The following is a 25,141-nucleotide window of genomic DNA, read 5'->3' on the forward strand; positions in this document are numbered from 1 at the left end:
GAATGCGCCTATGAAACACCGAAAATCCCTGTTGCGTCTGGCCCTCGGTATGGCCCTGCTGGGGTGTGGTCTGGCTACCACGGCACAGGCTGCCAACGAGCAGTATTTCCCGCTGCAGAGCTACCGGGTAGGCCCTTATGCTGCGGGCGGCACCGGGTTTTTCGGTGGTTTCATCGACTACCTGCAATACGTCAATGCCAACGGTGGGGTCAATGGCGTCAAGTTGACCTGGTCGGAGTGCGAAACCGAATACGTGGTGGAGAAGGGCGTCGAGTGCTACGAGCGTCTCAAGGGCGGGCTCAACGGTGCGCCGGCTGCGGCGACCAATCCGCTTTCCGTCGGCATCGCCTACGCCACGCTGGAGCGCTCTACTGCCGACAAACTTCCGCTGATCACCATCAACCACGGACGCACGGATTCCACAGACGGCAGTGTCTTTCCCTATGTGTTTCCGCTGCAGTTGAACCCGTACTCCGAAGTGTCGGCCATCGTCAATTACATCGGTCAGCGTGAAGGCGGCCTGGCGTCGCTCAAGGGCAAGAAAATCGCTGTGCTGTATCACGGCTCGCCGTATGGCAAGGAAACCAATGGTGTACTGGAAACCCTGGCAAAAAATTACGGCTTCGAGCTGACCACCCTTGAAGTGCCGCACCCCGGTAACGAACAGCAATCGCAATGGCTGAACATTCGTCGCCTCAAGCCCGACTGGGTGATCCTGCGCGGTTGGGGGGTGATGAATCCGGTGGCGCTGAAGTCGGCGCAGAAGGTTGGCTTTCCGGTGGATCACATCATTGGCAACATCTGGAGCAATTCCGAGGAAGACGTGATTCCCGCCGGTGCAGCCGCCAAGGGCTTCATTTCTATCACCACGCACCCCTCCGGGACCGACTTCCCGGTGCTGCAAGGCATCAAGACGGCGGTGCTCGACAAGGGCCAAGGCAACCTGGCCGACCCCAAACGTTTTGGCACCGTGTATTACAACCTGGGTGTGGTGAACGGCATCCTCAATGTCGAAGCGCTGCGCATTGCACAGGCCCGATTCGGCAATAAGCCACTGACTGGCGAGCAGGTGCGCTGGGGGTTCGAGCATTTGAACCTTGACGACGCACGCTTGCAGGCGCTGGGTGCCAAAGGGCTGGTACAGCCATTGAAGCTGTCGTGCGCTGACCACGAAGGCGGTGGTGCGGTGCGCTTTCAGCAATGGGACGGCCAGCGCTGGAACCTGATCAGCGACTGGATACAGGCTGATCGTGCCTTGTTGCGGCCCATCATCGAGGCATCGGCTGCGCAGTACGCCAAGGAAAAAGGTATTACCCCGCGCGATTGCAGCAAGGAGCAGTAAACCCGATGAGCCTGATCCCGCATGCTGCGCCCGCTGCCGAAACCATTCTGTCGGTGGAGCAGGTCGAGGTGTTCTACGAGCAATCCATCCTCGCGTTGCGCGGGATCAGTCTGCAGGTTCGGCAGGGCCAGATCGTGGCCTTGCTGGGGGCCAATGGCGCGGGCAAAAGCACTACGCTCAAGGCCATTTCCAGACTGGTGAGTGCCGAGCGGGGCGAGGTGGTCAGTGGCCGGATTCACTACCAGGGCCTGCCAATCACCCATTCCGATCCTTCGGCACTGGTCAAAAACGGTCTGGCGCAGGTGCTGGAAGGTCGACACTGCTTCACCCACTTGAGTGTCGAGCAGAACCTGCTGATCGGCGCTTTTGTGTCGCGACCATCACGGGCCGAAATCAAGGCCAGGCTGGAGAGGGTCTACAGCTACTTCCCCAGGCTGCGCCTGCTGCGTAAACGGCTGACCGGCTATACCTCGGGCGGTGAACAGCAGATGGTCGCCATCGGCCGGGCATTGATGTCCCAGCCTCGTTTACTGCTGCTCGACGAGCCTTCCATGGGCCTCGCTCCGCAGGTAGTCGAGGAAATTTTTGACACGCTGGCGCGGCTCAATCGCGAGGCGGGGCTGAGCCTGCTGGTGGCCGAGCAGAATATCAATCTGACCCTGGAATACGCGCACTTCGGTTATGTGCTGGAGAACGGCCGGGTGGTGGGCTCAGGGACTGCGCAGGAACTGGCCGGGAGTGACGATATCCAGAACTTCTATCTGGGCACGGCGACCCAAGCGTGAATCCCCGCTGTTCGCCCAGCAACAGTGTTCGGACATTTTGTTCTGCGGGGCACCGCCGAGAATCTTAAATCTAATGCAAGCGACTGTTTTAAAAGAAAAATAATTTACGGCACGGGCTGTGCACTGTTCAAGGTCAAGCGTGTTGAGTGTTTTCAACCTGTCGCCAACGAGCAGGAGCCAGCCCATGAGTAACCCACTCTCAATTCCACCTGCAGCACCGCCCAGAGCACATGTCATCGCTTCCGATGCCGAAGCCATCGAAGTCGCCACAGCACTGGCCAGCCGGTTTGCCGAGGAAGCGTCGCTGCGTGATCGCGAACGCCGCCTGCCGGTCGCCGAGCTGGATGAGTTTTCCGCCAGCGGACTGTGGGCCATTACCGTGCCCAAAGCCTATGGCGGTGCAGGCGTTTCCTACGTCACCGTTGCGCAAGTGATCAAGATCATTTCTGCCGCCGACTCTTCGCTCGGGCAGATCCCGCAGAACCATCTGGGCGTGCTCGATATCCTGCTGCAGACCGGTACCGAGGAGCAGAAGCGCCACTATTTCGGCAAGGCACTGGCCGGTCACCGCTTCGGCAATGCGTTCTCCGAGTCGAAAAGCAAGAACGCCGGAGCCTTCCAGACCCGTATCCGCTTCGATGGCGAGCACGCGGTGCTGGACGGTGAAAAGTTTTACTGCACCGGCGCGCTGTTCGCGCACATCGTGCCAGTGGCGGGGGTCAACGAGAAGAATCAGGCCTTTATCGCGTTCGTCGAGCGCGACAATCCGGGCCTGACGATCATCGACAACTGGGACGGGTTCGGCCAGCGCACCACCGCCAGCGGCGGGGCAGTCCTGAACGCTGTCCGAGTCCCGTCGAGCGCGGTGATCCCTGCGCACCGGGCATTCGATGAGCCGACTGCCGACGGGCCGATTTCGCAGATCATTCAGGCGGCGGTGGACACCGGCATCGCCCACGGCGCCTTCGAGGAAACCCTCAAGCACGCACGACTGGCGCGGCCATGGATCGACAGCAAGCAGGATTTCGGCTGGCAGGACCCGTTCAGCATCGCCACCATCGGCGACTTGCAGTGGCGGCTGCATGGCACCGACGCGATTCTCGCCAAGGCCGGCCAAGCCATTGACCATGCGTTGGCCGAACCCAGTGAGGCCAGCGTCGCGCAAGCATCGGTGATCGTCGCGCAGGCCAAGGTGCTGTCGGCACAGATTGCCTTGCTCGCCAGCAGCCAGCTGTTCGAACTGGCTGGCACCCGTTCGGTGCTGGGCAAACTCAATCTGGACCGTTACTGGCGCAATGCGCGCACCCACACCCTGCATGACCCGGCACGCTGGAAATATCACCTGATCGGTAATCAGGTGCTCAACGGCATTGCACCGCCACGCCATGCCTGGAACTGATCAAGGAGTACGCCCATGACGCATCCCGCTATTACCGCACAACTGAAGGTCGCCGCTGAAGACCTTGGTCAGGCGCGCGAAGGCTTGCAAGACACCCTCGATTACCTGCGTGAGCACGCTCAGCCATGGCCGCTCAGTGACCTACAGCGCATTGTCGATGACCCCTATGTGATCAGCAAAGTCGGAGATCTGCAGATTCGTCTGGAGGTTGCCGCCGCGCTGCTGGAGCGTGCCCGGAGGCTGGATGGCTCGCCCGAGCAGCGCCTTGTCGCCAGCAGCGAGGCGGTCATCGCCAGTGCCGATGCATTGCAGGCGGTGGGCAATATTCAGTACGAATTGACCGGCCAACGTTCGTCATTGCCTGCCCCGACCGGTCGTGAACCGCTGCGCTGGCACTATCAGGTTATCGGCAATCAACGCCTCAATGGCGTGGTTCCGCCGCAGCTTCAGGAGTAAGTGTATGTCTCGTCAGATTCGCCTCAATGCGTTCGACATGAACTGCGTCGGTCATCAATCGCCTGGCCTCTGGGCTCATCCTCGTGATCGCTCCTGGCAATACAAGGACCTGGAATACTGGACCGATCTGGCCAGAATTCTTGAGCGCGGCAAGTTCGATGGGTTGTTCATTGCCGACGTGCTGGGCATTTACGATGTTTATCGCGGTAACGGTGAGGCGGCCATTCGCCAGGCCACGCAGGTGCCGGTCAACGACCCGTTGCAGCTCATCCCGCCCATGGCGCTGGTGACCGAACATTTGGGCTTCGGCCTGACCGCGTCACTGTCGTTCGAACATCCTTATCCGTTTGCCCGACGTCTGTCGACGCTCGATCACCTGACCAAGGGCCGCGCAGGCTGGAATATTGTCACGTCGTATCTGGAGAGCGGCGCGAAGAACCTGGGGCAGAAAACCCTTACCGAGCACGATGCGCGCTATGACTATGCCGAGGAGTATCTGGAGGTTTGTTACAAACTCTGGGAAGGCAGTTGGGAGGAGGGCGCGATTCTGCGTGATCGCGAGCGTCGGGTATTCAGTGACCCCGGTAAGATCCACGAGATTCGTCATGTTGGCAAACACTTCCAGGTGCCGGGTATCCACCTGTGCGAGCCCTCGCCGCAACGTACGCCGGTGCTCTATCAGGCTGGGGCTTCAAGCCGCGGCAAGCAGTTCGCCGCCGAGCACGCCGAATGCGTTTTTGTGGCCGCACCCTCCAAGGTTCTACTGAAAAAGACCGTGGCCGATATCCGTCGCCGCACCGCCGAGGCCGGTCGTGACCCCTCCAGTGTGCTGATTTTCAACTTGCAGACGGTGATCCTTGGTGAAACGGACGCCAAGGCCAAGGCCAAGTTTGAAGAATACAAAAGCTGGGTCAGTTATGAAGGCGCGATGGCGTTGATTTCCGGCTGGACCGGCATCGACTTCAGCCAGTTCAAGCCTGATGAGCCGCTTCGGCATGTACACACCAACGCCATTCAGTCGGCAGTCGAGACCTTTTCCACTGCTGACCCGAATACGGTGTGGACGCCGCAGGCGCTGGCCGACTGGGTCGGTATCGGCGGTTTCGGCCCGCTGTTTGTCGGCAGCCCGGAAACCGTGGCCGACCTGCTCCAGGAGTGGGTTGAAGAAACCGACGTGGACGGCTTCAACCTGGCCTACGCGCTGACCCATGAAACGTTCATCGATGCGGTGGACCTGCTGGTGCCGGAACTTCAGAAACGCGGCGTCTACAAGACCGAATATGCCAAAGGCACCCTGCGCGAAAAGCTGTTCGGCGAAGGACCGCGCCTGGAAGCGGGGCACCCGGGCGCTGCCTTTCGCGACCTCGCTGCACTAAATCGCGCTCGCCAAACGGAGAGTGCCTAAACGTTTGACGACTGTCGTTGCCCAGGTGGCGCGGCGCAAATCTGTGACGCGGAGCATCACGAACGGCATTCCCACGCTGGAGCGTGCGGAACGATAATCCCGACTATCGTGCGGCGCTCCGCGTCGCATGCCGTTCTGGACGCTCTGCGTCCGGTCTTGAGGTTGCGGCGCGGCGCAAATCTGTGACGCGGAGCATCACGAACGGCATTCCCACGCTGGAGCGTGCGGAACGATAATCCCGACTATCGTGCGGCGCTCCGCGTCGCATGCCGTTCTGGACGCTCTGCGTCCGGTCTTGAGGTTGCGGCGCGGCGCAGATTTGTGACGCGGAGCGTCACGAACGGCATTCCCACGCTGGAGCGTGCGGAACGATAATCCCGACTATCGTGCGGCGCTCCGCGTCGCATGCAGTTCTGGACGCTCTGCGTCCGGTCTTGAGGTTGCGGCGCGGCGCAGATTTGTGACGCGGAGCGTCACGAACGGCACTCCCACGCTGGAGCGTGCGGAACGATAATCCCAACTATCGTGCGGCGCTCCGCGTCGCATGCAGTTCTGGACGCTCTGCGTCCGGTCTTGAGGTTGCGGCGCGGCGCAGATTTGTGACGCGGAGCGTCACGAACGGCACTCCCACGCTGGAGCGTGCGGAACGATCATCGTAACTATCGTGCGGCGCTCTGCGTCGCATGCCGTTCTGGACGCTCCGCGTCCGATGTTGGGTGCTTGGAACGGCATGGATGATGACGTGTGCTCAACGCTGTGACGGTCAAAGCTCGAGCTTGTAGCCCACGCCGTAAAGCGACTGGATCGGGTCCTGACCAGGACAGGCCTGCTCCAGTTTGCGACGCAGGTTGCGGATGTGGCTGTCCACCGTGCGGTCGGTTACTACGCGATGATCCGAGTAGAGCCGGTCCAGCAGATGGTCTCGGGAAAAGACCCGACCCGGTGAGCGGGCGAAAGTGGCCAGCAGACGCAGCTCAACCGGGGTCAGGTCCAGGCTGACACCATTGAACGAGGCTTGATAATGCGCTTCGTCCACCTGCAAACCCTTGGACGTGTGCGGGTCGGTTGAGGAAGTGCGACGCAGTATTGCCTTGACGCGGGCTACCATCTCACGCGGGCTGAACGGTTTGCAGATGTAGTCATCCGCACCGAGGTCCAGGCCCAGCAAACGATCGATTTCCTCGACCCGCGCGGTGATCATGACAATGGGCACGGCGCTGAAACTGCGCAGCTCCCTGCAGATGTCCATGCCATCGCGACCTGGCAGCATGATATCCAGCAGGATCAGTTGCGGCGGCTGGGCTCTGACTGCTGGCACTACCTCCAGACCGTTGCTCAGGCAATGGGTCGAATAACCGGCAGCGATCAGGTAGTCGCGCATCAGCGATGCCAGTTTGGGTTCGTCTTCGACAATGAGAATCGGCGTTTCGGTGGTCATAGAGGTCATGGTCGCAGCCGTCCAGGCAGGCACAGGGTCAGCCAGAGGCCGCCTGTAGGCGAGTGTTCGGCGCTGAGGCTGCCGCCGTGGGCGAGGGCGATGCTGTGACAGATCGCCAGCCCCAGACCCGCACCGCCGCTGGCGCGGTTACGCGATGTTTCACCGCGATAGAAGCGTTCGAACAGCCTGGGCAATTGTGCTGGATCGACACCGGGGCCGGAATCCATGACTTCGATACACACTTCATCATCGCGCATGGCTGCGCGAACCTGCACCGTGCCACCGGCATCGGTGTAGCGCACCGAGTTTTCCAGCAGGTTGCTGATCAACTGTTGCAGGCGGCCTGGGTCTGCGTGTACCGACAAGGGGTGAGTCGCAAGTTCCAGCTGCAAACTCAATTGACGCGCGGCGCAACGCTCCTCGAACATCTCAGTGATGTTTGTCAGCAGCTCTGCCAGGTCACAGTCGACCTTGCGGTAGGTCAGGGCGCCCACATCCGCCAGCGACAATTCGTAGAGATCATCCACCAGCTTGCTGAGCATGCCGACTTCACCCTGTAGCGACTTCATCGATGCCTGATCCAGGGTGCGCACGCCATCCTCAATGGCTTCCAGTTCGCCACGCAGTACCGACAGCGGGGTGCGCAGCTCATGGGAGACATCGGCCATGAATTCCCGGCGCATCTTTTCATTGCGCTCCAGGGTATAGGCCAACTGATTGAAGTCGCGAGCCAACTGGCCTACCTCGTCATTGGAGGAAACCGCCACGCGGCTGCTGTATTCCCCGGCGGCGAGCCGATGGGTTGCAGCGGCCACACGCTTGACCGGGTCGAGCAGCGTGCGGGCAATCCACCAGGCAATCAGCACGGCCAGCAGCAGCGACAGCACACCCATCGCCAGGCTGGCGCGCAGCTGGTACTGCTGAAAGCGCTCGCCACCCGCTTCACTGACGCTCTGAAAGGGTGTGACGGCCAGCCAGCCCACGATTTTGCCGGCGACTTCCACCGGGCGCATGAACTCATCGTCATGCACGCCCGGAAACCCCATTACCAGGTTCTTCTGCGCATCCAGCAGGGCGATTCGAAACACTGCACCAGTCAGATCGGAAGTGGGGGGTGTTGCCAGTCCGGGAATGGCGAAGTCCTGTGCGGGCTCCGGGCGCATCACCTCAAACCAGCGATCCTTGTTGTCACGCATGAACTCCCAACTGCCCTCGCGAGCATAGGCCACGGCCAGCCGCGGCAGGACCGGCGACATGCGCTGCATGGCCTGCTCGTTGAGATAACCCAGAAAGCCACGGGCAAAACTCCAGTTCGCAGTCAGACCCATGATCAGGATCACTGACAGCACGCTGGCCAGTACCGCGACAAATAATTTGGTGGAGATGCTCGATTTCATGAAAGCTCGGGTTTTCCCTGAAGACGGCGTCCATTTAGGCCTTCGTGACCGCAAGTTTCAAGTCGGCGCAGCAATCTTCAATTTTCCTGCACATTTGCCTCGCACTCTGACATCAGGCTTTCGCCACAACGTCCTGAGGCAAACATGTCGAGCAAGATTTTCGCCAAATACCTGATGACGGTGACCTTTGTCATCTACGCAGCCCTTATCAGTCTTCTGAGCGGTTGTTCGGCGGATGATCCGCCGCCCGCTGCGCCAAAACCAAGCGTGTCGGTCATCACTGTCCAGCCGCGCAGCCAGGCGCTGACCACCGAGCTGGCGGGGCGCACTCAAGCGTTCATGGTCGCCGAGATACGGCCGCAGGTCAGTGGCATCGTTCAGCAGCGGCTGTTCGTCGAGGGGGCAGACGTCAAGGCCGGCCAGCCTTTGTATCAGCTCGACAGTGCGACCTACCAGGCTGCGCTGGCGGAGTCACAGGCCACGCTCGCCAAGTCCCGTGCCACGCTCAAATCGGCGCAGGCGACCGCCAGGCGAGATATTGGACTGGCAAAGATAGATGCCATCAGCCAGCAGGATAAAGAAGACGCCGAGGCCAGTCTGTTGACCGCTGCGGCGGAGGTAAAAGTGGCGGAGGCCGATGTGCAGACCGCGCGCATCAACCTGGCTTACACACGTATTACCGCGCCCATCAGTGGCCGTATCGAGACCTCGACCGTCACCCCCGGTGCATTGGTGGTGGCCCAGCAGGACACGGCGCTGACCACGGTTCAGCAACTGGACCCGATTTACGTCGATGTCACGCAGTCCACCACCGAGTTGCTGCGTCTCAAGCGCGACCTGGCCAGCGGAAAGCTGCAAACCAACGGCGATGGGCAAGCCCGAATCACCCTCAAGCTGGATGACGGCAGCACTTATAACCACGACGGCCGCCTACAATTCAGTGGCGTCAGCGTCAATGAAGGCACCGGCACCGTGACGCTGCGTGCCAGCTTTGCCAACCCCGAGCGGCTGTTGCTGCCGGGCATGTACGTGGTAGCGGTGCTGGAGCAGGCGCAGGATCACAACGCGATCCTGATTCCACAAAAGGCCGTCAGCCGCAGTGCCAGCGGCCAGACCACAGTGTTGCTGGTGGTTGACGGCAGGATCGAGCAGCGGGTGATCAGTGTCGACCGCACAGTGGGCAACCAGTGGTGGGTGAGCAGCGGGCTCAAGGCCAATGAGCAGGTGGTGGTCGAGGGCGGGCAGAAAACGCCGGTGGGCACCGAAGTCAGTGTTCAGAACGCCGACAGCCCGAATTCGCCATCGCCGAGCGGCACTGTCGCTGCCACTGACGTGAAGGAGCGCTGAACATGGCTCGTTTCTTCATTGATCGCCCCATCTTCGCCTGGGTCATTGCCATTTGCATCATGTTCGCCGGCGGGTTGTCCATCAGCCAGCTGCCACTTGAGCAATACCCCAATATCGCGCCACCGACGGTAAAGATCTCGGCCACCTACACTGGCGCATCGGCCAAGACCGTCGAAGACTCGGTTACCCAGGTCATCGAGCAGCAGATGAAGGGGCTGGACCGGCTGACTTATATGTCCGCCTCCAGCAGCTCTGCGGGCAGTGCGAACATCAACCTGACCTTCGCCGCAGGCACCGACCCTGATGTGGCGCAGATGCAGGTGCAGAACAAGCTGCAACAGGCTGAATCACGTTTGCCGCAAAGCGTGCAGAGTGAAGGTTTGACGGTGACCAAGGGCAGTTCCGATTTTCTGATGCTGGTTGCCCTGGCATCCGATAACGAAAGTGTCACGGGTACGCAGATAGGTGATTACATTTCCAGCACGCTGCTCGACCAACTCAGCCGTGTGAATGGCGTCGGCGACGTGCAGACTCTGGGTTCGGGTTACGCCATGCGTATCTGGCTGGACCCGGCCAGGCTGGAAAAGTACGCACTGATGCCCTCCGACATCAGCTCGGCGCTGGAGGCGCAGAACACCGAAGTCTCGGCAGGCCAGTTGGGCGCCTTGCCTGCGGTGACCGGCCAGCAACTGAACGCGACCATCAGCGCCCGCAGCAAGCTGCAGACGCCTGAGCAATTCGAAAACGTGGTCGTCAAATCTTCCAGCGACGGTGCTGTTGTGCTCCTGCGCGATGTGGCGCGGGTGGAACTGGGCAGCGAGAGCTACGACATCAATTCGGCGCTCAATGGCAGGCCTGCGGCGGCAATGGGCATTCAACTGGCGTCAGGCGCAAACGCGCTGAGCGTTGGCGAAGCGATCAAGGCCAAACTCAAGGAACTGGAACCGTTCTACCCTACGCAGATGCAACTGAAGACGGTGATTGCCTATGACACGACACCGTTCGTGAGCCTGTCGATCAAAGAAGTGGTGAAGTCGCTGGGTGAGGCAATCGTACTGGTGGTGCTGATCATGTTTCTGTTCATGCAGAACCTGCGCGCCACGCTGATTCCGGCGATTACCGTACCGGTGGTGCTGCTGGGCACGTTCGGCGTGCTGGCGCTGTTTGGTTATTCGATCAATACCCTGACCATGTTTGCCATGGTCCTGGCCATCGGCCTGCTGGTCGACGATGCGATTGTGGTGGTGGAAAACGTCGAGCGGGTCATGAGCGAAGAGCAACTGAGCCCGCTGGAGGCGACCCGCAAATCGATGGATGAAATTACCAGTGCGCTGATCGGCATCGCGCTGGTGCTGAGCGCCGTATTCATCCCGATGGCCTTTTTCAGCGGCTCCACCGGGATTATCTACCGGCAGTTTTCGGTGACTATCGTTTCGGCCATGCTGCTCTCTGTACTGGTTGCAATGACCCTGACGCCAGCGTTGTGCGCGACGATGCTCAAAGCCTCGGACGCTCAGTTGCATGCACAACGGGGCGGCTTTTTCGGCTGGTTCAACCGTTCCTTCGACCGCAGCGCCGACCGTTACCAGCGAGGCGTAAGCGGTGTGATCAACCATCGCGGGCCGGCTCTGCTGGTGTACGTGCTGGTGCTGGTGGCCATGGCGGTGGGTTATGTCAGCCTGCCCACATCGTTTTTGCCGGATGAGGACCAGGGCGCGCTGATGGCGCAGATCCAGCTGCCGGTAGGCGCTACCGACAGCCGTACGCAGGCGGTGATGCGGCAGTTCGAGACCTACATGCTCAAGCAGCCGGAGGTCGAGGCACTGATCAGTATCTCCGGGCTGGGGATGGGCGGTAACAGCCAGAACACCGCCAGGGCGTTCATCAAGCTCAAGGACTGGAGTGAGCGTTCCGGCAAGGGGCAGGGCGCCGCGCAGCTGGCGCAGCGGGCGACTCTGGCGCTGGCAAGCATTGGCGACGCCAGCGTGTTTGTCATGCAACCGCCTGCGGTGCGCGGGCTGGGGCAGAGTTCGGGGTTTGATGTGCAGCTCAAGGACCTTGGCGGCGTGGGGCATGAGGCGCTGGTCGCGGCACGCGAGCAGTTTATCGAGCTGGCGAAGAAGGACCCGAGCTTGCTGGGCGTGCGCAGCAACGGCCTGGACGACACCCCACAGTTAAAAGTGACCATCGATGACCGCAAGGCCGGTGCGCTGAGCCTGTCTACCAGCGACATCAATTCGACCCTGTCCACTGCGCTGGGTGGCAGCTACATCAATGATTTCCTCAACCAGGGGCGAGTGAAGAAAGTCTACGTGCAGGGCGAGGCTGCTTCGCGCATGCAATCAGCCGATCTGAACCACTGGTTCGTGCGCAACAGCAATGACGAAATGGTCCCGTTCTCGTCGTTTGCCCGCAGTAGCTGGAGCTATGGCTCGCCGTTGCTGGAACGCTACAACGGCAATTCGTCGCTTGAAGTGGTGGGTGATCCTGCGCCGGGTGTCAGCTCGGGCACGGCAATGGATGCCGTTGAAGCAATCATCAAGCAACTTCCCGAAGGCATCGGTTACGAGTGGACCGGGCAGTCCTATCAACTGCGTTTGTCCGGCGCTCAGGCGCCCATGCTCTACGCGGTTTCAGTGCTGTTCGTGTTCCTCTGCCTGGCGGCTTTGTATGAAAGCTGGTCAGTACCGTTTTCGGTCATGCTCGTGGTGCCTCTGGGCGTTGTCGGCGCGGTTCTGGCGACACGGCTCAGCGGTTTGAGTAATGACGTGTACTTTCAGGTGGGCTTGCTGACCACCGTGGGCCTGGCGGCGAAAAACGCGATTCTGATCGTCGAGTTCGCCAAACATCTTCAGGAACAGGGCAAAAGCCTGCATGAAGCGACCCTTCTTGCCGCCCGGCAACGACTGCGTCCGATTCTGATGACTTCGCTGGCGTTCATGTTCGGTGTGCTGCCGCTGGCCCTCAGCACCGGCGCAGGCTCGGCTGGGCGCAATGCAATCGGCACTGGCGTGCTGGGCGGTATGTTCAGCGCCACCGTGCTGGGTATTTTTCTGGTGCCGCTGTTCTTCGTCGAAGTCCGTCGCCGCTTCAGTCGTTCTGCAGGCAATGCTCCGGTTGCCCAATCCACATCTACAGGTGAAGCATGATGCGTCTTTTCTGGCCTTCGCTGGCTGTCACGGCGCTGCTCACAGGCTGCGTCAACCTGGCTCCGGATTATCAACGCCCCGAAGCGCCTGTATCGAACCAATGGCTGGCGGCGACGGCGGGCCAACCTGTTGCGTCAGGCAGCGTGCCCACGGATATCGACTGGCAGAACTTTTTCACCGACAAGCGTTTGGTACGTCTGCAAACCCTGGCGTTGGTGAATAACCGTGATCTGCGCCTGGCCAGCCTGAATGTCGAGAAAGCCCAGGCTCAATACCGTATCGAGCGTGCAGCGAGCCTGCCGACCATTGATGCCAGTGGTAGCGGCACGCATACACGCACGCCGTCATCGACCTCAATGACCGGAAAGTCGTCGATCAGCCATGAGTACAGCGCGCAACTGGGTTTGAGCAGCTATGAACTGGATGTGTTCGGGCGTATCCAGAACCTTCAGGACGAAGCGCTCGAGGATTACCTGGCCTTGACCGAAACCCGGCGCAGCACGCAGATCAGCCTGATTGCCGAAGTCGCGACCGGCTGGCTCACCCTGGCTGCCGACAACCAGCTTTTGAAACTGGCTGAAGATACGCTGGCCAGCCAGCAGCAAAGCTACGACCTGACCAGAAGCAGCCATGCTCTGGGCGGCTCTTCCGGCCTGGAAGTGGCTCAGGCGCAAACCACGGTAGAGTCGGCGAGGGGCGATGTGGCGCAGTATAAAAGCCAGATTCTTCAGGACCGCAACGCCCTGCGCCTGCTGGTGGGCAGCGATCTGCCGGAGGAGCTTCTGCCCACTGCCGACGTGCCATCCGTGGCGCAACTGGTGCAGGTGCCGGACGAATTGCCCTCCAGCCTGCTGCAACGTCGTCCGGATGTGCTGAGCGCCGAACACAGCCTCAAAGCAGCGAACATCGACATTGGCGCAGCGCGTGCCGCGTTCTTCCCCAGCATCACCCTCACCGCCAATGCAGGCTCTGCCAGTACCAGCCTGTCAGGTCTGTTCACGTCCGGGAGCGGCTCATGGAGCTTTGCGCCGAGCATCAGCGTGCCGATTTTCGATGGCGGGTCCAATCAGGCCACGCTTGACTCGGCCAAGGTGGAAAACCAGATTCAGATCCAGACCTATCAGCAGACGATTCAGACTGCGTTCAAAGAAGTGGCCGATGCACTGGCGGTGCGCAGCACGCTGGACGAGCGGGTGGCTGCACAACAGGCCTATACCGATGCCAGTCGCAAGAGCTACGAACTGGCCGATGCCCTGTATCGCGGCGGGTCGCAGAGTTATCTGGAGGCACTTGAGTCCCAGCGCTCGCTGTACAGTGCCGAGCAGGAGCTGATTTCCCTTCGCCTTACCGAGCAGAGCAACCGGGTAACGCTCTACAAGGTCATGGGCGGCGGATGGAATCCGGGATGACTTTTTCTACTAGCCTTTGAATAATTGCCTCGCTTAAACGTTTTACCCTTACCTGTAGTGCGGTCATTTAGGTGCTCGCACTGTGGTTTTGATCCTTCATGAACAGGAGTTCTCATGAAACCCTCCCAGCCGAAGTACGTCCGCGCTCTGTCGCTGCTGGTCACTTCACTTATCATTCAGACGCCAGCCCAGGCTCGTACGCCGTCCTCTGCAACTGCCGACAACATTGCCCAGCTTGCGGTGGTCAAGCCGGTCAGCGCGTGCTCTGCGCTGACCGGCGTGGACCTCAACGATATCGGCGGGCAGGGCAGTCGTGTGCTATCGGCCAGTGAATCAATGCGCAACGATGTAGCAGTGTGTGCCGTGGAAGGCCGATTGGCACCGCAGATAAACTTCAGGCTTGAACTGCCTACCGGCACCTGGGCACAACGCTACCTGCAAGTCGGCTGCGGTGGGCTGTGTGGCAACATCAACTCGACCGTACGCGCCGCTGATGGCTGTAAGCCGCTTGATACCGGTGCATTTGCAGTAGCCTCCACCGACATGGGGCATCAGGCGGCAGATAACCATTTTGGCGACGACCCGCAGAAACGCGCCGATTTCGCTCACCGTGGCGTGCACCTCACCGCGCTGGCGTCGAAGAAACTGATCACTGCGTTTTATGGCCGCAAAGCCGAATACGCCTACTTCAGTGGCTGCTCGGACGGCGGCCGCGAGGCCCTGATCGAGGCCCAGCGTTACCCGGACGATTTCGACGGCATCATCGCCGGGGCTCCTGCGCTCAACTTTCAGGTACAGAAAACGCTGTACCACGGCTGGATGGCCCGCTCCAACCGAGGGGCAGACGGCAAGCCGATTCTCCTCGCGTCCAGACTGCCACTGCTGCACAAGGCCGTACTCGCCCAATGTGATGTGCTGGACGGGCAAATCGATGGCCTTGTATCCGACCCACGCGTCTGCCACTTCGACCCCGCCGTACTGCAATGCAAGACAGCAGCCGACACTGCCAATTGCCTGAGCGCAGAAGAAGTGGCTGCTGTCAGACGTTTTTACGAGGGGCCGAAAGACCCTGTCAGTGGCGAACATTTGACCTTGGGCGGGCCGCAGCCTGGCTCGGAACTGGCCTGGGCGGGCGTATTCGTGCCGGTCAGCGCCGATCAGCCCGTCTACAGCGAAACGGCTGCACTGGAGGCCATTCGCAATGTGGTGTTCGAAAAGAACCCGAGCGCGGATTTCGATCTGAACGCACTGAACTTCGACAAGAAAACCTTTGATCAACTACGCCCGCTTCATGCGCTATACGATGCCACCAACCCGGACCTGTCACCATTCGCCAGCCGCGGCGGCAAGCTGATTCTCTGGCACGGCTGGGCCGACCCGAACATCTCGCCGCTCAACACCCTGGCGTACCACGAGGCGGTCGAAGCACAGATGGGCAAGACACGCACCGAGGCGTTCTCACGGCTATATATGTTGCCCGGTGTTTATCACTGCGGCGGCGGGGAAGGGCCAAGCCTGGTTGATCTGCTGACGCCGATCATGGCCTGGGTTGAAAAAAGCCAGGCACCGGATGCGATCGTCGCCCGACAGGCAGGCCCCGAGAAGGCTGGCAACCGGCAGAGACCGCTGCCAAAAGCCCTGCCAGCATCGATGGTCAATGAAAACGTCGGTAATCGCGGGCGTACCCGCAAGGTCTTCCCGTACCCGTTCATGGCCGAGTACGACCACAAAGGCTATTCGAAAAACGCGAACAGCTACCAGCGCGCCCAGCCATTGACCACGGAAAAAACACCGCACTGGATGGGGGCAGGCTTCTTCAAACCGTATGCGCCTCTGGAGCGTCAGGTTGATTAGCTGTTACACCTGCGCGTAGTGAGCGAATTATTTTCTCCTCGTTCTTGACATGACATGCGAACCAGTACAGAATTGCGTCCATTCCTGAGCGAGGAATTGAAAAAAACCCTTTAGATTCAATGGGTTGGAAGCCAAAGAAATACCGGTTTCCCGCGAAATGAAAATACGTTTGATGTTTAAGTGAAGCATCTTTCGTTTGAGGCCGAGTAGCAAAATGGTTATGCAGCGGATTGCAAATCCGCCTACGCCGGTTCGATTCCGACCTCGGCCTCCACTATTCAAAGCCCCGCAGATTAACGTCTGCGGGGTTTTTTATTGGGCGCGATGAAAGTGATGGGGTTTGAAAACCGAGCTCGGCCGCTATTTAAAGCGGCTTGCGTTGATATAGCCGTATTGGTTTTGCTGATAAATCGTGTAAGGCAGGAGCAATGTATCTACGATGCCTGATAAGCCCATGTCCAGTAGAACCCACTCGGGAGCATTGGTCTTCTGATAAGCGCTACTCTGTTTGGGTTCTGCGTTCAGTTCACAGAAATCGAGCATGACCCCGCTGTAAACGCGCGGAATGGAGGAGCAATTTGATTTCCAGTCAGTGAGCTTTTCACCTGCGACGGAATCGGGCCTGAACGTTGTGTTGATTGTTCCGCATCCCGTCAAAGCAAGCGTGAGCAATAGAAGGCACTGAATTTTCAGATGAGGCACACACGACTCTTTTTGCGTTACGAAACCTGGCTTCATGACTACGTTCCTTGTGTTTTCAATGCAATTGGGACGGCAGAGCTAGGGCGCGAGGCACATGCCCGTCGGTGTTGCATGATCGCCGTGGGTGTTCAATGGATGGTTGTTTCGCCGGGAATTGATCTGTCACATGCAGCACGATTATTGCTTGCCATGCCCAACCAGCCTGTCAGGCATAGCCGAGGTAAACCCGATGAGCAAACCCCTTGTCCGATGGCCGATGGCCGATCAACCCGCGCAGAACGGCGGTCATTGTTGTAGACATGCAAAAAGTCTTTTGTGAGCCCGTTGGAGCGTTGTACGTAAAAAGTACGGCGGATATCGTCCAGCCGATCCAGAAGCTGCTGCAGGCCGCGCGAGCTGCTCAGGTGACGGTGGTTTATCTGCGCCATATCGTGCGCGGCGATGGTTCGGACACCGGGCGCATGCGCGATTTGTACCCGAATGTGGACCAGATACTGGCACGGCATGATCCGGACGTTGAGGTTATCGAAGCGCTCGCGCCCCAGTCGGATGATGTGATTGTCGACAAGCTGTTCTACAGCGGCTTTCATAATACTGATCTGGACACGGTGCTGCGCGCGCGGGATGTCGATACGATCATTGTCTGCGGTACGGTCACCAACGTGTGTTGTGAAACCACGATCAGGGACGGCGTGCACCGGGAATACAAGGTTATCGCCCTGAGTGACGCCAATGCTGCAATGGACTACCCGGATGTCGGTTTTGGTGCAGTTTCAGCCGCAGACGTTCAGCGTATATCGCTGACAACTATTGCCTATGAGTTCGGAGAGGTCACCACGACCGCCGAGGTCATCCGGCGTATTGAAAGTGCGTATCCGCACGGGAGATAAATGTGCGCAGTTCTGGGCCGTTTTTCATCTGTGCGCATTCAAACCATGCGTTCCGTTTCAGACCGTTTGATCTGGCTTGAACGGTCGATACGGCTAACTGTTTGTATGAATTGTGAATTCTTGCAGTGGCATGCTTTCTGCTCTCGTCTCGCTGACCTTCACCCTTGCCGGTGAAACTTTCCCGCACCGTGTCAGCGAGAGGAAGCAGCCGTATGACTCTGCACTATGTGCCCATTATCAACCTGGCCCCTTATTTTTCAGGAGAACCGGACGGCAAGGCAGCCGTGGCGCAGGCAGTCAATCAAGCGTGTAAGGACATTGGGTTTCTGGTAATCACCGAGCACCAGATTCCCAAAGAACTTATTGATAAGGTCTCCGGTTTGACCCGCCAGTTCTTTGATTTGCCGCTGGCGGAAAAACGCAAGGTTGATCGTCCCAGCCCGGAGATGGTGCGTGGGTACAGCGCGATAGCCAAGGAGAGCCTTTCATATTCTCTGGAAGAAAGTGCGCCGGGAGATCTGAAGGAATCCTTCTCCATCGGGCCAAGCAACGTGCCGAATGAAGATTATTACCACAACGCCGAAGCAGGTTCGCATTTCGCGCCGAATGTCTGGCCTGCTGAAGCGTTGTTGCCTGGGTTCAAAGAGGCGTATCAAGCTTATTTCGAGGCGATGAGTGAACTGGCGCAATCGTTGATGCGCCTGTTTGCCCTGGCATTGGAGCTGGACGAGTGCTTTTTTGATGACAGAATCGACCGGCATATCAGTATGTTCCGCAGCCTGAGTTACCCGGACATCAAGACCGAAGTCGAAGCCGGCCAGTTGCGCGCCAGTGCGCATACCGACTACGGCAGCCTGACCATCGTACGCCCTGATAATGCACTGGGCGGCTTGCAGGTACGTAATCAGCAAGGCGAATGGGTCGATGTGCCCTATGTCGAGAACGGTTTTGTGGTCAACATCGGCGACCTGATGATGCAGTGGACCAACGACCAGTGGATTTCCACCCTGCACCGCGTGGTCAACCCGCCCATTAGCAGTGAGCAGGACAACCGTCGGCAGTCACTGGTGTTCTTCCATCAACCCAACTACGACACCTTTATCGAGTGCCTGCCCGGTTGCCTGCCGCCTGGCACCACGCCACGGCACGCGCCGGTGACTTCGGGCGATCACTTGCTGGCCAAGTTCGTCAAACAGACGACCTTCGGCGGCAGCAAGGTGGCCTGATATGAGCACACTTTCATACGTCAACGTGTTCGCGCAGGACATCATCGGTTTAAGCGGTTTTTACTCGAAGCTGTTCGGCTTCAGTGAAATCGAGGCCATCAGGTCGCCTATTTTTCGTGGGCTGGACACAGGCAAATCCTGCATCGGTTTCAATGCACTCGATGCCTACGAATTGTTGGGGCTGGATGAGTTTATTGGTAGCACCGGTTGCCGGTTTCTCCTCAACATTGATGTCGATGAGCAATCCGAGGTGGACAGGTTGGTGCCTCAGGCAGTGGCGCTGGGTGCGCGATTGATCAAGGCGCCGTATCTGACGTATTACCATTGGTATCAGGCGGTTTTGCTGGACCCCGAGGGGAATATATTTCGGATTAACTTCATGCTTTAAGTGCTGCGGGCGCGTACAACAACGGTGGCGGGTTGGGCAGTTCACCAGCCCTAACGTTTCAGGTTTTCACAGAAAAATCTACTGGCTGTACTGCTAGCTATCCGGCCCATGGAAGCAGGTCTTCAATTGTGCAACAGGCAAGGCATGCCTGATTCAAGAATTGGGGATATGGAAATGAGTGAATCTGATAGTAAGCAACCCAGACACGGCAGGGTTATCGAGCCTGCATCGCGGGGCTCGTATGCCATGGATCAGGGCATGGTACTGGAGTGGCATCTGCACGGAGTAGAAAGCGGCAAAAACTTCCCTGATAAATTAGAAGGCCCTGCACACGATTTTCCTCGCAGAGACGAGTATCCAGATGGCGATGTTGATAGTGCTGCCCCGCCAGTAGATGGACTGATAATGAGTGCAGGCTGGATTGATGAGCGCGACTGTTTGAATTACACCGATACAGAGCTCACTGAGGCACTGAAAAAGAAGGGCATCCTTAACACTGAAGGCTGGCCTCGCCTGAGCGTGAAAAGTGGGAGTACGTTTGACGTAACCTGGAGGTATGAAGCGACTCATGTGACGCGTGGTTATCGTTGGTTCATTACCAAAGATGGATGGGACGAGAGCACCCGATTGACGCGCAATCACTTTCAAGAGAACCCTTTTGACGAAAAAATTTCCCTTCTTCAGCCTTTTAACAAACACCGCGGTGAGCTTGAGCCGGCAATAATAGATTCGGCAGTGTTGCCGGAGGGCAAAAAGGGTCACCATTGCATTCTTCTGCTCTGGATTGTTGCAGAGTCGCCGATGGCGTTTTACCAAGCATTTGATGTCGACTTTGGTGAGTAAATCGGCATTCTGCAAGGTCTGCGGTTTAACCGCAGGGTGCTTCCAGGCTCGGGTTCCGTCTTGCATCCTGGGTGTTCAGGTTACTGGAGTGCAGCGACAGACGTGAAGACTGCGCAGCAAGCCCCAGCGATCCAATTGCCCGTTCTTATTTTGTAGTTGCGGTGCAGGAGGGTTTGACGACAAAGAGGCTCGGCCCTACAGTTGGGCTTCTTTGGCATATGCATCTACTGATCAAAAATAACTTTTCCTGAATGTTTCAGTGTCTGCCTGGTCGTTCATGATCGTCAGCTTACCATTCGAGACGCTGTAGGTTGTCATCGCATCCCCTTCGGAGGAATAACGCTGACGCCAGCGACCCCGTTCGCCGGTATCACTCAGGAATGTTCTCCAAATGACTCTCTCATCCTCCAGTTTGCAGCGATACCTGAAACGGTCGCCATCGTCCCGTCGATAGGCTATCTCAGGTGGACTTTGCTGAACCGTCTTCATGGTTTTGGTTTTACGACCCATTTCAACTGAAAGGGTAGCCTTGCATATTTCCGAGGGCGAGAAGTCAGCGCCTTGGGCTCTGGCAACATGAAGAGGCTTAAACTGACTCACGCTTTTTATGTGGAGTTTCAAGTGTGAACAGGCTTTTAGAACGATTGCTTGCCCTTGTTTTGTTTTTGCCTCTGATGTTTGCAGGTGCGTGGCTTGGGTTTGAGATACCTGGAATAGATCACGGCACACGGACAGTATTTTTCGTCGGCTGGATGATCGCGATGGCATTTGTTGTCGATCGAATCTGCACAAGAGTATTCAGAGAAAAATAGACATTAGAGCCGGGATCTACATGACCGCGCCTGGTATCTGCTATTGCCTCGAAATCTCGCTGAATGGAACCACGGTGGCGTTGACCTTTTTTGGTGTACTTGACGTGCGTGGAGTGACCCCTAATCGCGGTGAGGGCGTGCAGTGCTTGAGTGCTTCAGATTTGGGGAGTGGTGTTCGTCAGCAGGACGCCGGAGAAAGAGTTTTTTGGAATTGCGGACCACGACTGTTTTTGCGGACCAAAACAAAAAGGGCCTACTGAGCAAAATGCCCCGTAAGCCCTTGATATGTATGTGGTGCCCCGAGCCGGGGTCGAACCGGCACGTCCAAAGGACGAGGGATTTTAAGTCCCTTGCGTCTACCAATTTCGCCATCGGGGCGGTAGCGCCAAGAGCAGGGAATATATACACCCGGCCCCCATGAAGCAAGCTTGAAAGCGTCACAAATGACTCGGAATGCCGCTTTTTTGCCTGCCGGAAATGCTTGGTAAATCATGAGGCTACGAAATTTTATTGGAGCAAAGGCTGACGTGCCGCGTTCAGACGGTTCAGGCTTTGCTCTCTTTCACCACCGCATCGTTCACTACAGCCTCGACCTTGTCAGCCAGTAATCGCAGGTAGCTCGCCAGGGCCACTTCCTCCAGGCGCAGGCCTTTGCGTTGCCGGGAGCGGGGGAGTTTGGCCAGGTTGCCGAGCAGGAAGCCTTCCAGTACTGCGGGGTGGATGTAGCATTTTCGGCAGATGGCAGGGGTGTTTCCCAGTTGTTTCGAGACCGCCTTGACCATATCGACGATGTGCCGCTTGGCGTCGGCCTCCGGCTCCCAATGCAGTTTCTGCAACGTCGCGAGCGCCAGCGCACTCGCTGCCCAGGTCCGGTAATCCTTGGCGGTGAAATCCGAGCCGGTAAGGCTTTGCAGGTAGGCGTTGATATCGGATGACGTCACCGCATGGCGTACGCCATCTTCGTCCAGGTACTGAAAGAGGTTTTGTCCCGGCAATTCCATGCAACGCTTGATCACATTGGCCAAGCGCCGGTCCTTGACGCTGACCTTGTGTTCAACGCCGCTTTTACCCCGGAATTCAAAGAGGATCTGGCCGCCCTTTACCTCGACATGCTTGTTGCGCAGCGTGGTCAGGCCGTATGAGCGGTTTTCCTTGGCGTACTGGCTGTTGCCGATGCGGATCAGCGTCGCATCCAGCAATGAAATGACCGTCGCCATGACCTTTTCCCGGCCCATGCCCGGCTGCGCGAGTTGTGCTTCTATCTGCTTGCGAACCTTGGGCAGCGCATGACCGAACTCTATCAGGCGCGAGTATTTGTCCTGATCGCGTATCTCGCGCCAGCGCGGATGGTAGCGGTATTGTTTGCGGCCGCGTGCGTCACGTCCGGTAGCCTGCAGGTGGCCCATCGGGTCGGCACAGATCCACACATCGGTGTAGGCGGGCGGGACTGCCAGCGCGTTGATGCGCTTTATCTCCGACTCGTCCTTGATGCGTTTACCCTCAATGTTGAAGTAGGCGAATTTGCCGCGCAGTACCTTGCGCGTAAGGCCCGGCTGAGTGTCGTCTACATAATGCAGGTCACTGGCGGGCTGGCTGATGGCAGTCGAGTCAGGCATGGCTAATTTCCAAAGGCAGTTAAAAACACTGACCTCGGTCTTTTACCGTGGTGCCGTTTATTTGCTGACTGACCGGTTTTTCAGGGCATCAGGCCAGTACGGCAACCGCTTTGATCTGCGCCCAAAGCGACTGGCCTCTGTGCAGGTTCAACTGGTCACTGGAGTAGCGCGTGATGCGCGCGAGCAAAGGCGTGCCCCCGGCGTCCAGTTTCACCAGCACATGTGCCGAGTTGTCAGCCAGCGCTTCCTCCATCACCGTGACCGGCAAGCGGTTGAGAATGCTGCTTTGATCGTCGGGTTGCAGGTTCAGGCTGACATCCCGGGCCTGAACCTTGACGCGCAGAAGGGTGCCGATCTGCATTTCGGCGTGTGCGACGCGCATGCACAATGTGCTGTCGGGCAGCGTCACGCTCAGTAACTGGTAATGACGATCATAGGCGCTGACCGTGCCTTCAATGACCACGCCCGCATCGCCGCCCATGGCCAGTGGCAGGTCCAGCCGCGCCAGTGTTTCGCGAATCGGGCCGCTGGCCAATACGTTGCCGGCTTCAAGCAGCACCAGATGATCTGCCAGGCGTGCAACCTCATCCTGAGCGTGGCTGACATACAGCATGGGGATGTCCAGCTCCCGATGCAGGCGTTCGAGGTACGGCAGAATTTCACTTTTGCGCCTGGCGTCCAGCGCTGCCAGAGGTTCATCGAGCAGCATCAGGCGCGGGCTGGTCAACAGTGCGCGTGCAATGCCCACGCGCTGACGCTCCCCACCGGACAGCTTGTCAGGGCTGCGCTCCAGCAGATGGTCGATGCCGAGCAGTTCAGTGGCCTGCGGCAATTGAATGTTGCGCTGCTGACGCGGGATGCGTTTCATGCCGAATTCAAGATTGGCCCGCACGGACAGGTGCGGGAACAGGCTGGCTTCCTGAAATACATAGCCGATCGCCCGTTTGTGCGGAGCGAGGAAAACGCCTTTTTCAGTGTCTTGCCAGACTTCATCATGAACACGAATGAAGCCCTGGCCAGCTTTTTCCAGCCCGGCAATGCAGCGCAGGCAGGTGGTCTTGCCCGAGCCTGAAGGCCCGAACAGTGCGGTGATGCCCGACCCCGGCAGGGTCAGGTCGGTACGCACGGTGAAATCCGGGTAGGTCATGTGCAGGCGGACTTCTATCGGTGAGGCCATGACTCAGCTCCATCCTGCTTTGGATTTACCGCTGGAATACAGCGCCAACAGCACCAGAAAGGAGAACACCAGCATCGCTCCGGCCAGCCAGTGTGCTTGCAGGTACTCCATGGACTCGACGTGATCGAAAATCTGTACTGACACCACACGGGTTTTCTCGGGGATGTTGCCGCCAATCATCAGCACCACGCCGAACTCGCCGACCGTGTGCGCGAATCCCAGAATCGCCCCAGTGATAAAGCCAGGCTTTGCCAGCGGCAGAATCACGTGGAAGAACGTGTCCCATGGGCCCGCTCTCAACGTGGCTGCCACCTCCAGCGGACGGGTGCCAATGGCTGCAAATGCGTTCTGTAGCGGCTGGACGACGAAAGGCATCGAGTACAGGACCGAGCCGATCACCAGTCCGGCAAAGCTGAAAGTCAGCGTGCCCAGTCCCAGGCTCTGGGTGAGCTGGCCCACAGCTCCGTTGGGGCCAAGCAACAGCAGCAGATAAAAGCCGATGACTGTCGGCGGCAAAACCAGGGGCAGGGCGACAACCGCGCCAATCGGCCCCTTGAGCCATGAATCAGTGCGCGCCAGCCACAGCGCGATGGGCGTGCCGATGATCAACAGGATGACGGTGGTCAATGACGCCAGCTTCAGTGTCAGCCAGATCGCCGCGATGTCGGCACTTCCCAGTGGCATTTACAGCTGGTATCCGAAGGACTTGATGATGGCGGCGGCTTTCGGCCCTTTCAGGTACTCGACCAGCGCCTTGGCAGCGGGGTTGTCCTTGCCCTTGTTGAGGATGACGGCGTCTTGCTTGATCGGGTCATGCAGGGCGTCCGGCACGATCCAGGCCGACCCGCTGGTCAGTTTGCCGTCCTTGTAGATCTGCGACAGGGCCACAAAGCCAAGTTCCGCATTGCCGGTGGAAACGAACTGGTAGGCCTGAGTAATGCTCTGGCCCTCCACGATCTTGGCTTTGGTTGCGTCGGTCAGACCCAGTTTGCTCAGCACTTGCGTCGCTGCCAGACCATAAGGGGCAGCTTTTGGGTTGGCGATGGACAAGTGTTGATACTGATTGGCCTTGAGCACTTCGCCCTTGCTGTCTACATAACCGTCCTTGGCCGACCACAGCGCCAGGGTGCCCACCGCATACGTGAAACGCGAGCCCTTGACGGTGTCGCCTTCCTGCTCAAGCTTTGCCGGGGTGGTGTCGTCGGCCGACAGGAACACCTCGAAAGGGGCACCATTCTTGATCTGTGTGTAGAACTGACCGGTAGCGCCAAACGCGGCAACAAGCTTGTGGCCGGTGTCCTTCTCAAAGTCAGTGGCAATCGCCTGAATGGGCGCTGTGAAATTGGCTGCGACGGCGACCTGCACCTCGTCGGCAAACGCGTTGGCCGTAGCTGATACGGCGAAGGCCAGGGCAGAGAACTTGAGAATGACGCGCAGCGTGGTCGTTCGCATGGAACAGCTCCTTGATGATGAAAACGCACGCCGTCGAAATAAAGGCGTTTCGCT

The 25,141-nt window shown here is 58.7% G+C and carries 20 protein-coding genes, 2 tRNA genes and 1 pseudogene; 14 read left to right on the top strand and 9 right to left on the bottom strand.

Annotated features, from left to right (window positions below):
• Positions 1-10: 10 nt before the first annotated feature.
• From RYC18_RS10990 to RYC18_RS11010, 5 genes are all read left to right on the top strand, one after another.
• Positions 11-1,342: an ABC transporter substrate-binding protein gene (locus RYC18_RS10990; RefSeq protein ID WP_002553384.1), complete on the top strand. Its 1,332-nt coding sequence runs from the start codon at positions 11-13 to the stop codon at positions 1,340-1,342.
• A gap of 5 nt (positions 1,343-1,347) precedes the next feature.
• On the top strand, positions 1,348-2,127 hold the full coding sequence (locus tag RYC18_RS10995; protein ID WP_005756203.1) for an ABC transporter ATP-binding protein: 780 nt from the start codon (positions 1,348-1,350) through the stop codon (positions 2,125-2,127).
• A gap of 184 nt (positions 2,128-2,311) precedes the next feature.
• On the top strand, positions 2,312-3,526 hold the full coding sequence (locus tag RYC18_RS11000) for an SfnB family sulfur acquisition oxidoreductase (protein WP_316885922.1): 1,215 nt from the start codon (positions 2,312-2,314) through the stop codon (positions 3,524-3,526).
• A 15-nt stretch (positions 3,527-3,541) separates the two neighbouring features.
• Positions 3,542-3,982 carry an acyl-CoA dehydrogenase family protein gene (locus RYC18_RS11005; RefSeq protein ID WP_005733099.1) on the top strand — a complete coding sequence of 147 codons (441 nt, stop codon included), beginning with the start codon at positions 3,542-3,544 and terminating at the stop codon, positions 3,980-3,982.
• 4 nt (positions 3,983-3,986) lie between these two features.
• On the top strand, positions 3,987-5,387 hold the full coding sequence (locus RYC18_RS11010) for an LLM class flavin-dependent oxidoreductase (RefSeq protein ID WP_004665253.1): 1,401 nt from the start codon (positions 3,987-3,989) through the stop codon (positions 5,385-5,387).
• Between the two features lie 763 nt (positions 5,388-6,150).
• Here RYC18_RS11010 and RYC18_RS11015 read toward each other — a convergent pair.
• Both RYC18_RS11015 and baeS read right to left on the bottom strand, forming a co-directional pair.
• Entirely contained in the window at positions 6,151-6,825 is a 675-nt protein-coding gene (locus RYC18_RS11015; RefSeq protein ID WP_029240834.1) for a response regulator, read from the bottom strand.
• 5 nt (positions 6,826-6,830) lie between these two features.
• Positions 6,831-8,222, bottom strand: coding sequence for a sensor histidine kinase efflux regulator BaeS (gene baeS, locus RYC18_RS11020; protein WP_005777049.1), 1,392 nt, complete (start codon positions 8,220-8,222; stop codon positions 6,831-6,833).
• A 144-nt stretch (positions 8,223-8,366) separates the two neighbouring features.
• Here baeS and RYC18_RS11025 point away from each other — a divergent pair, with 144 nt between their 5' ends.
• The 5 genes from RYC18_RS11025 to RYC18_RS11045 all read left to right on the top strand — a co-directional run bounded on the left by RYC18_RS11025 (position 8,367) and on the right by RYC18_RS11045 (position 16,255).
• The gene (locus RYC18_RS11025) at positions 8,367-9,569 is read left to right on the top strand and encodes an efflux RND transporter periplasmic adaptor subunit (RefSeq protein WP_005777050.1); all 1,203 of its coding nucleotides are present in this window, start codon (positions 8,367-8,369) and stop codon (positions 9,567-9,569) included.
• Between the two features lie 2 nt (positions 9,570-9,571).
• Positions 9,572-12,718 carry an efflux RND transporter permease subunit gene (locus RYC18_RS11030; protein ID WP_316885928.1) on the top strand — a complete coding sequence of 1,049 codons (3,147 nt, stop codon included), beginning with the start codon at positions 9,572-9,574 and terminating at the stop codon, positions 12,716-12,718.
• Positions 12,718-14,127: an efflux transporter outer membrane subunit gene (locus RYC18_RS11035; protein WP_046832838.1), complete on the top strand. Its 1,410-nt coding sequence runs from the start codon at positions 12,718-12,720 to the stop codon at positions 14,125-14,127. Before RYC18_RS11030 ends, RYC18_RS11035 begins: the two co-directional genes overlap by 1 nt.
• Before the next feature lie 114 nt (positions 14,128-14,241).
• A complete protein-coding gene (locus RYC18_RS11040) occupies positions 14,242-15,981 on the top strand; it encodes a tannase/feruloyl esterase family alpha/beta hydrolase (RefSeq protein WP_316885930.1) in 1,740 nt (579 codons plus the stop codon).
• 200 nt (positions 15,982-16,181) lie between these two features.
• A tRNA-Cys gene (locus RYC18_RS11045) sits at positions 16,182-16,255 on the top strand.
• Positions 16,256-16,341: 86 nt separating this feature from the next.
• Here RYC18_RS11045 and RYC18_RS11050 read toward each other — a convergent pair.
• Entirely contained in the window at positions 16,342-16,719 is a 378-nt protein-coding gene (locus RYC18_RS11050; RefSeq protein WP_004665266.1) for a YceK/YidQ family lipoprotein, read from the bottom strand.
• A 193-nt stretch (positions 16,720-16,912) separates the two neighbouring features.
• Between RYC18_RS11050 and RYC18_RS11055 the strand changes: the two are divergent.
• The 4 genes and pseudogenes from RYC18_RS11055 (at position 16,913) to RYC18_RS11070 (ending at position 20,030) form a co-directional block, all read left to right on the top strand.
• Positions 16,913-17,573: pseudogene (locus RYC18_RS11055) on the top strand (isochorismatase family protein).
• 212 nt (positions 17,574-17,785) lie between these two features.
• Complete coding sequence (locus tag RYC18_RS11060) at positions 17,786-18,799, top strand: isopenicillin N synthase family dioxygenase (RefSeq protein WP_316885934.1); 1,014 nt, start codon at positions 17,786-17,788, stop codon at positions 18,797-18,799.
• Position 18,800: 1 nt separating this feature from the next.
• Positions 18,801-19,187, top strand: a complete 387-nt coding sequence (locus RYC18_RS11065) for a VOC family protein (RefSeq protein ID WP_117139900.1) — start codon at positions 18,801-18,803, stop codon at positions 19,185-19,187.
• Positions 19,188-19,355: 168 nt separating this feature from the next.
• Complete coding sequence (locus RYC18_RS11070) at positions 19,356-20,030, top strand: lytic polysaccharide monooxygenase auxiliary activity family 9 protein (protein WP_117139899.1); 675 nt, start codon at positions 19,356-19,358, stop codon at positions 20,028-20,030.
• A gap of 231 nt (positions 20,031-20,261) precedes the next feature.
• On the opposite strand, the gene RYC18_RS11075 is transcribed toward RYC18_RS11070, so the two are convergent.
• From RYC18_RS11075 to modA, 6 genes are all read right to left on the bottom strand, one after another.
• Positions 20,262-20,759 (bottom strand): hypothetical protein, encoded by a 498-nt coding sequence (locus RYC18_RS11075; RefSeq protein WP_232829566.1) that lies wholly within the window; start codon positions 20,757-20,759, stop codon positions 20,262-20,264.
• A gap of 375 nt (positions 20,760-21,134) precedes the next feature.
• Positions 21,135-21,220 (bottom strand) — tRNA-Leu (locus tag RYC18_RS11080).
• 167 nt (positions 21,221-21,387) lie between these two features.
• Positions 21,388-22,458, bottom strand: coding sequence for a DNA topoisomerase IB (locus RYC18_RS11085; RefSeq protein ID WP_016980691.1), 1,071 nt, complete (start codon positions 22,456-22,458; stop codon positions 21,388-21,390).
• An 88-nt stretch (positions 22,459-22,546) separates the two neighbouring features.
• A complete protein-coding gene (modC, locus tag RYC18_RS11090; protein ID WP_004665280.1) occupies positions 22,547-23,635 on the bottom strand; it encodes a molybdenum ABC transporter ATP-binding protein in 1,089 nt (362 codons plus the stop codon).
• 3 nt (positions 23,636-23,638) lie between these two features.
• Entirely contained in the window at positions 23,639-24,319 is a 681-nt protein-coding gene (gene modB / locus RYC18_RS11095) for a molybdate ABC transporter permease subunit (protein WP_044344274.1), read from the bottom strand.
• On the bottom strand, positions 24,320-25,087 hold the full coding sequence (gene modA / locus RYC18_RS11100) for a molybdate ABC transporter substrate-binding protein (RefSeq protein ID WP_316885943.1): 768 nt from the start codon (positions 25,085-25,087) through the stop codon (positions 24,320-24,322). It abuts the gene before it with no gap.
• Positions 25,088-25,141 lie beyond the last annotated feature (54 nt).

The sequence above is a fragment of the Pseudomonas syringae group sp. 247E2 genome, assembly GCF_032587795.1.
Lineage (GTDB): Bacteria > Pseudomonadota > Gammaproteobacteria > Pseudomonadales > Pseudomonadaceae > Aquipseudomonas > Aquipseudomonas amygdali.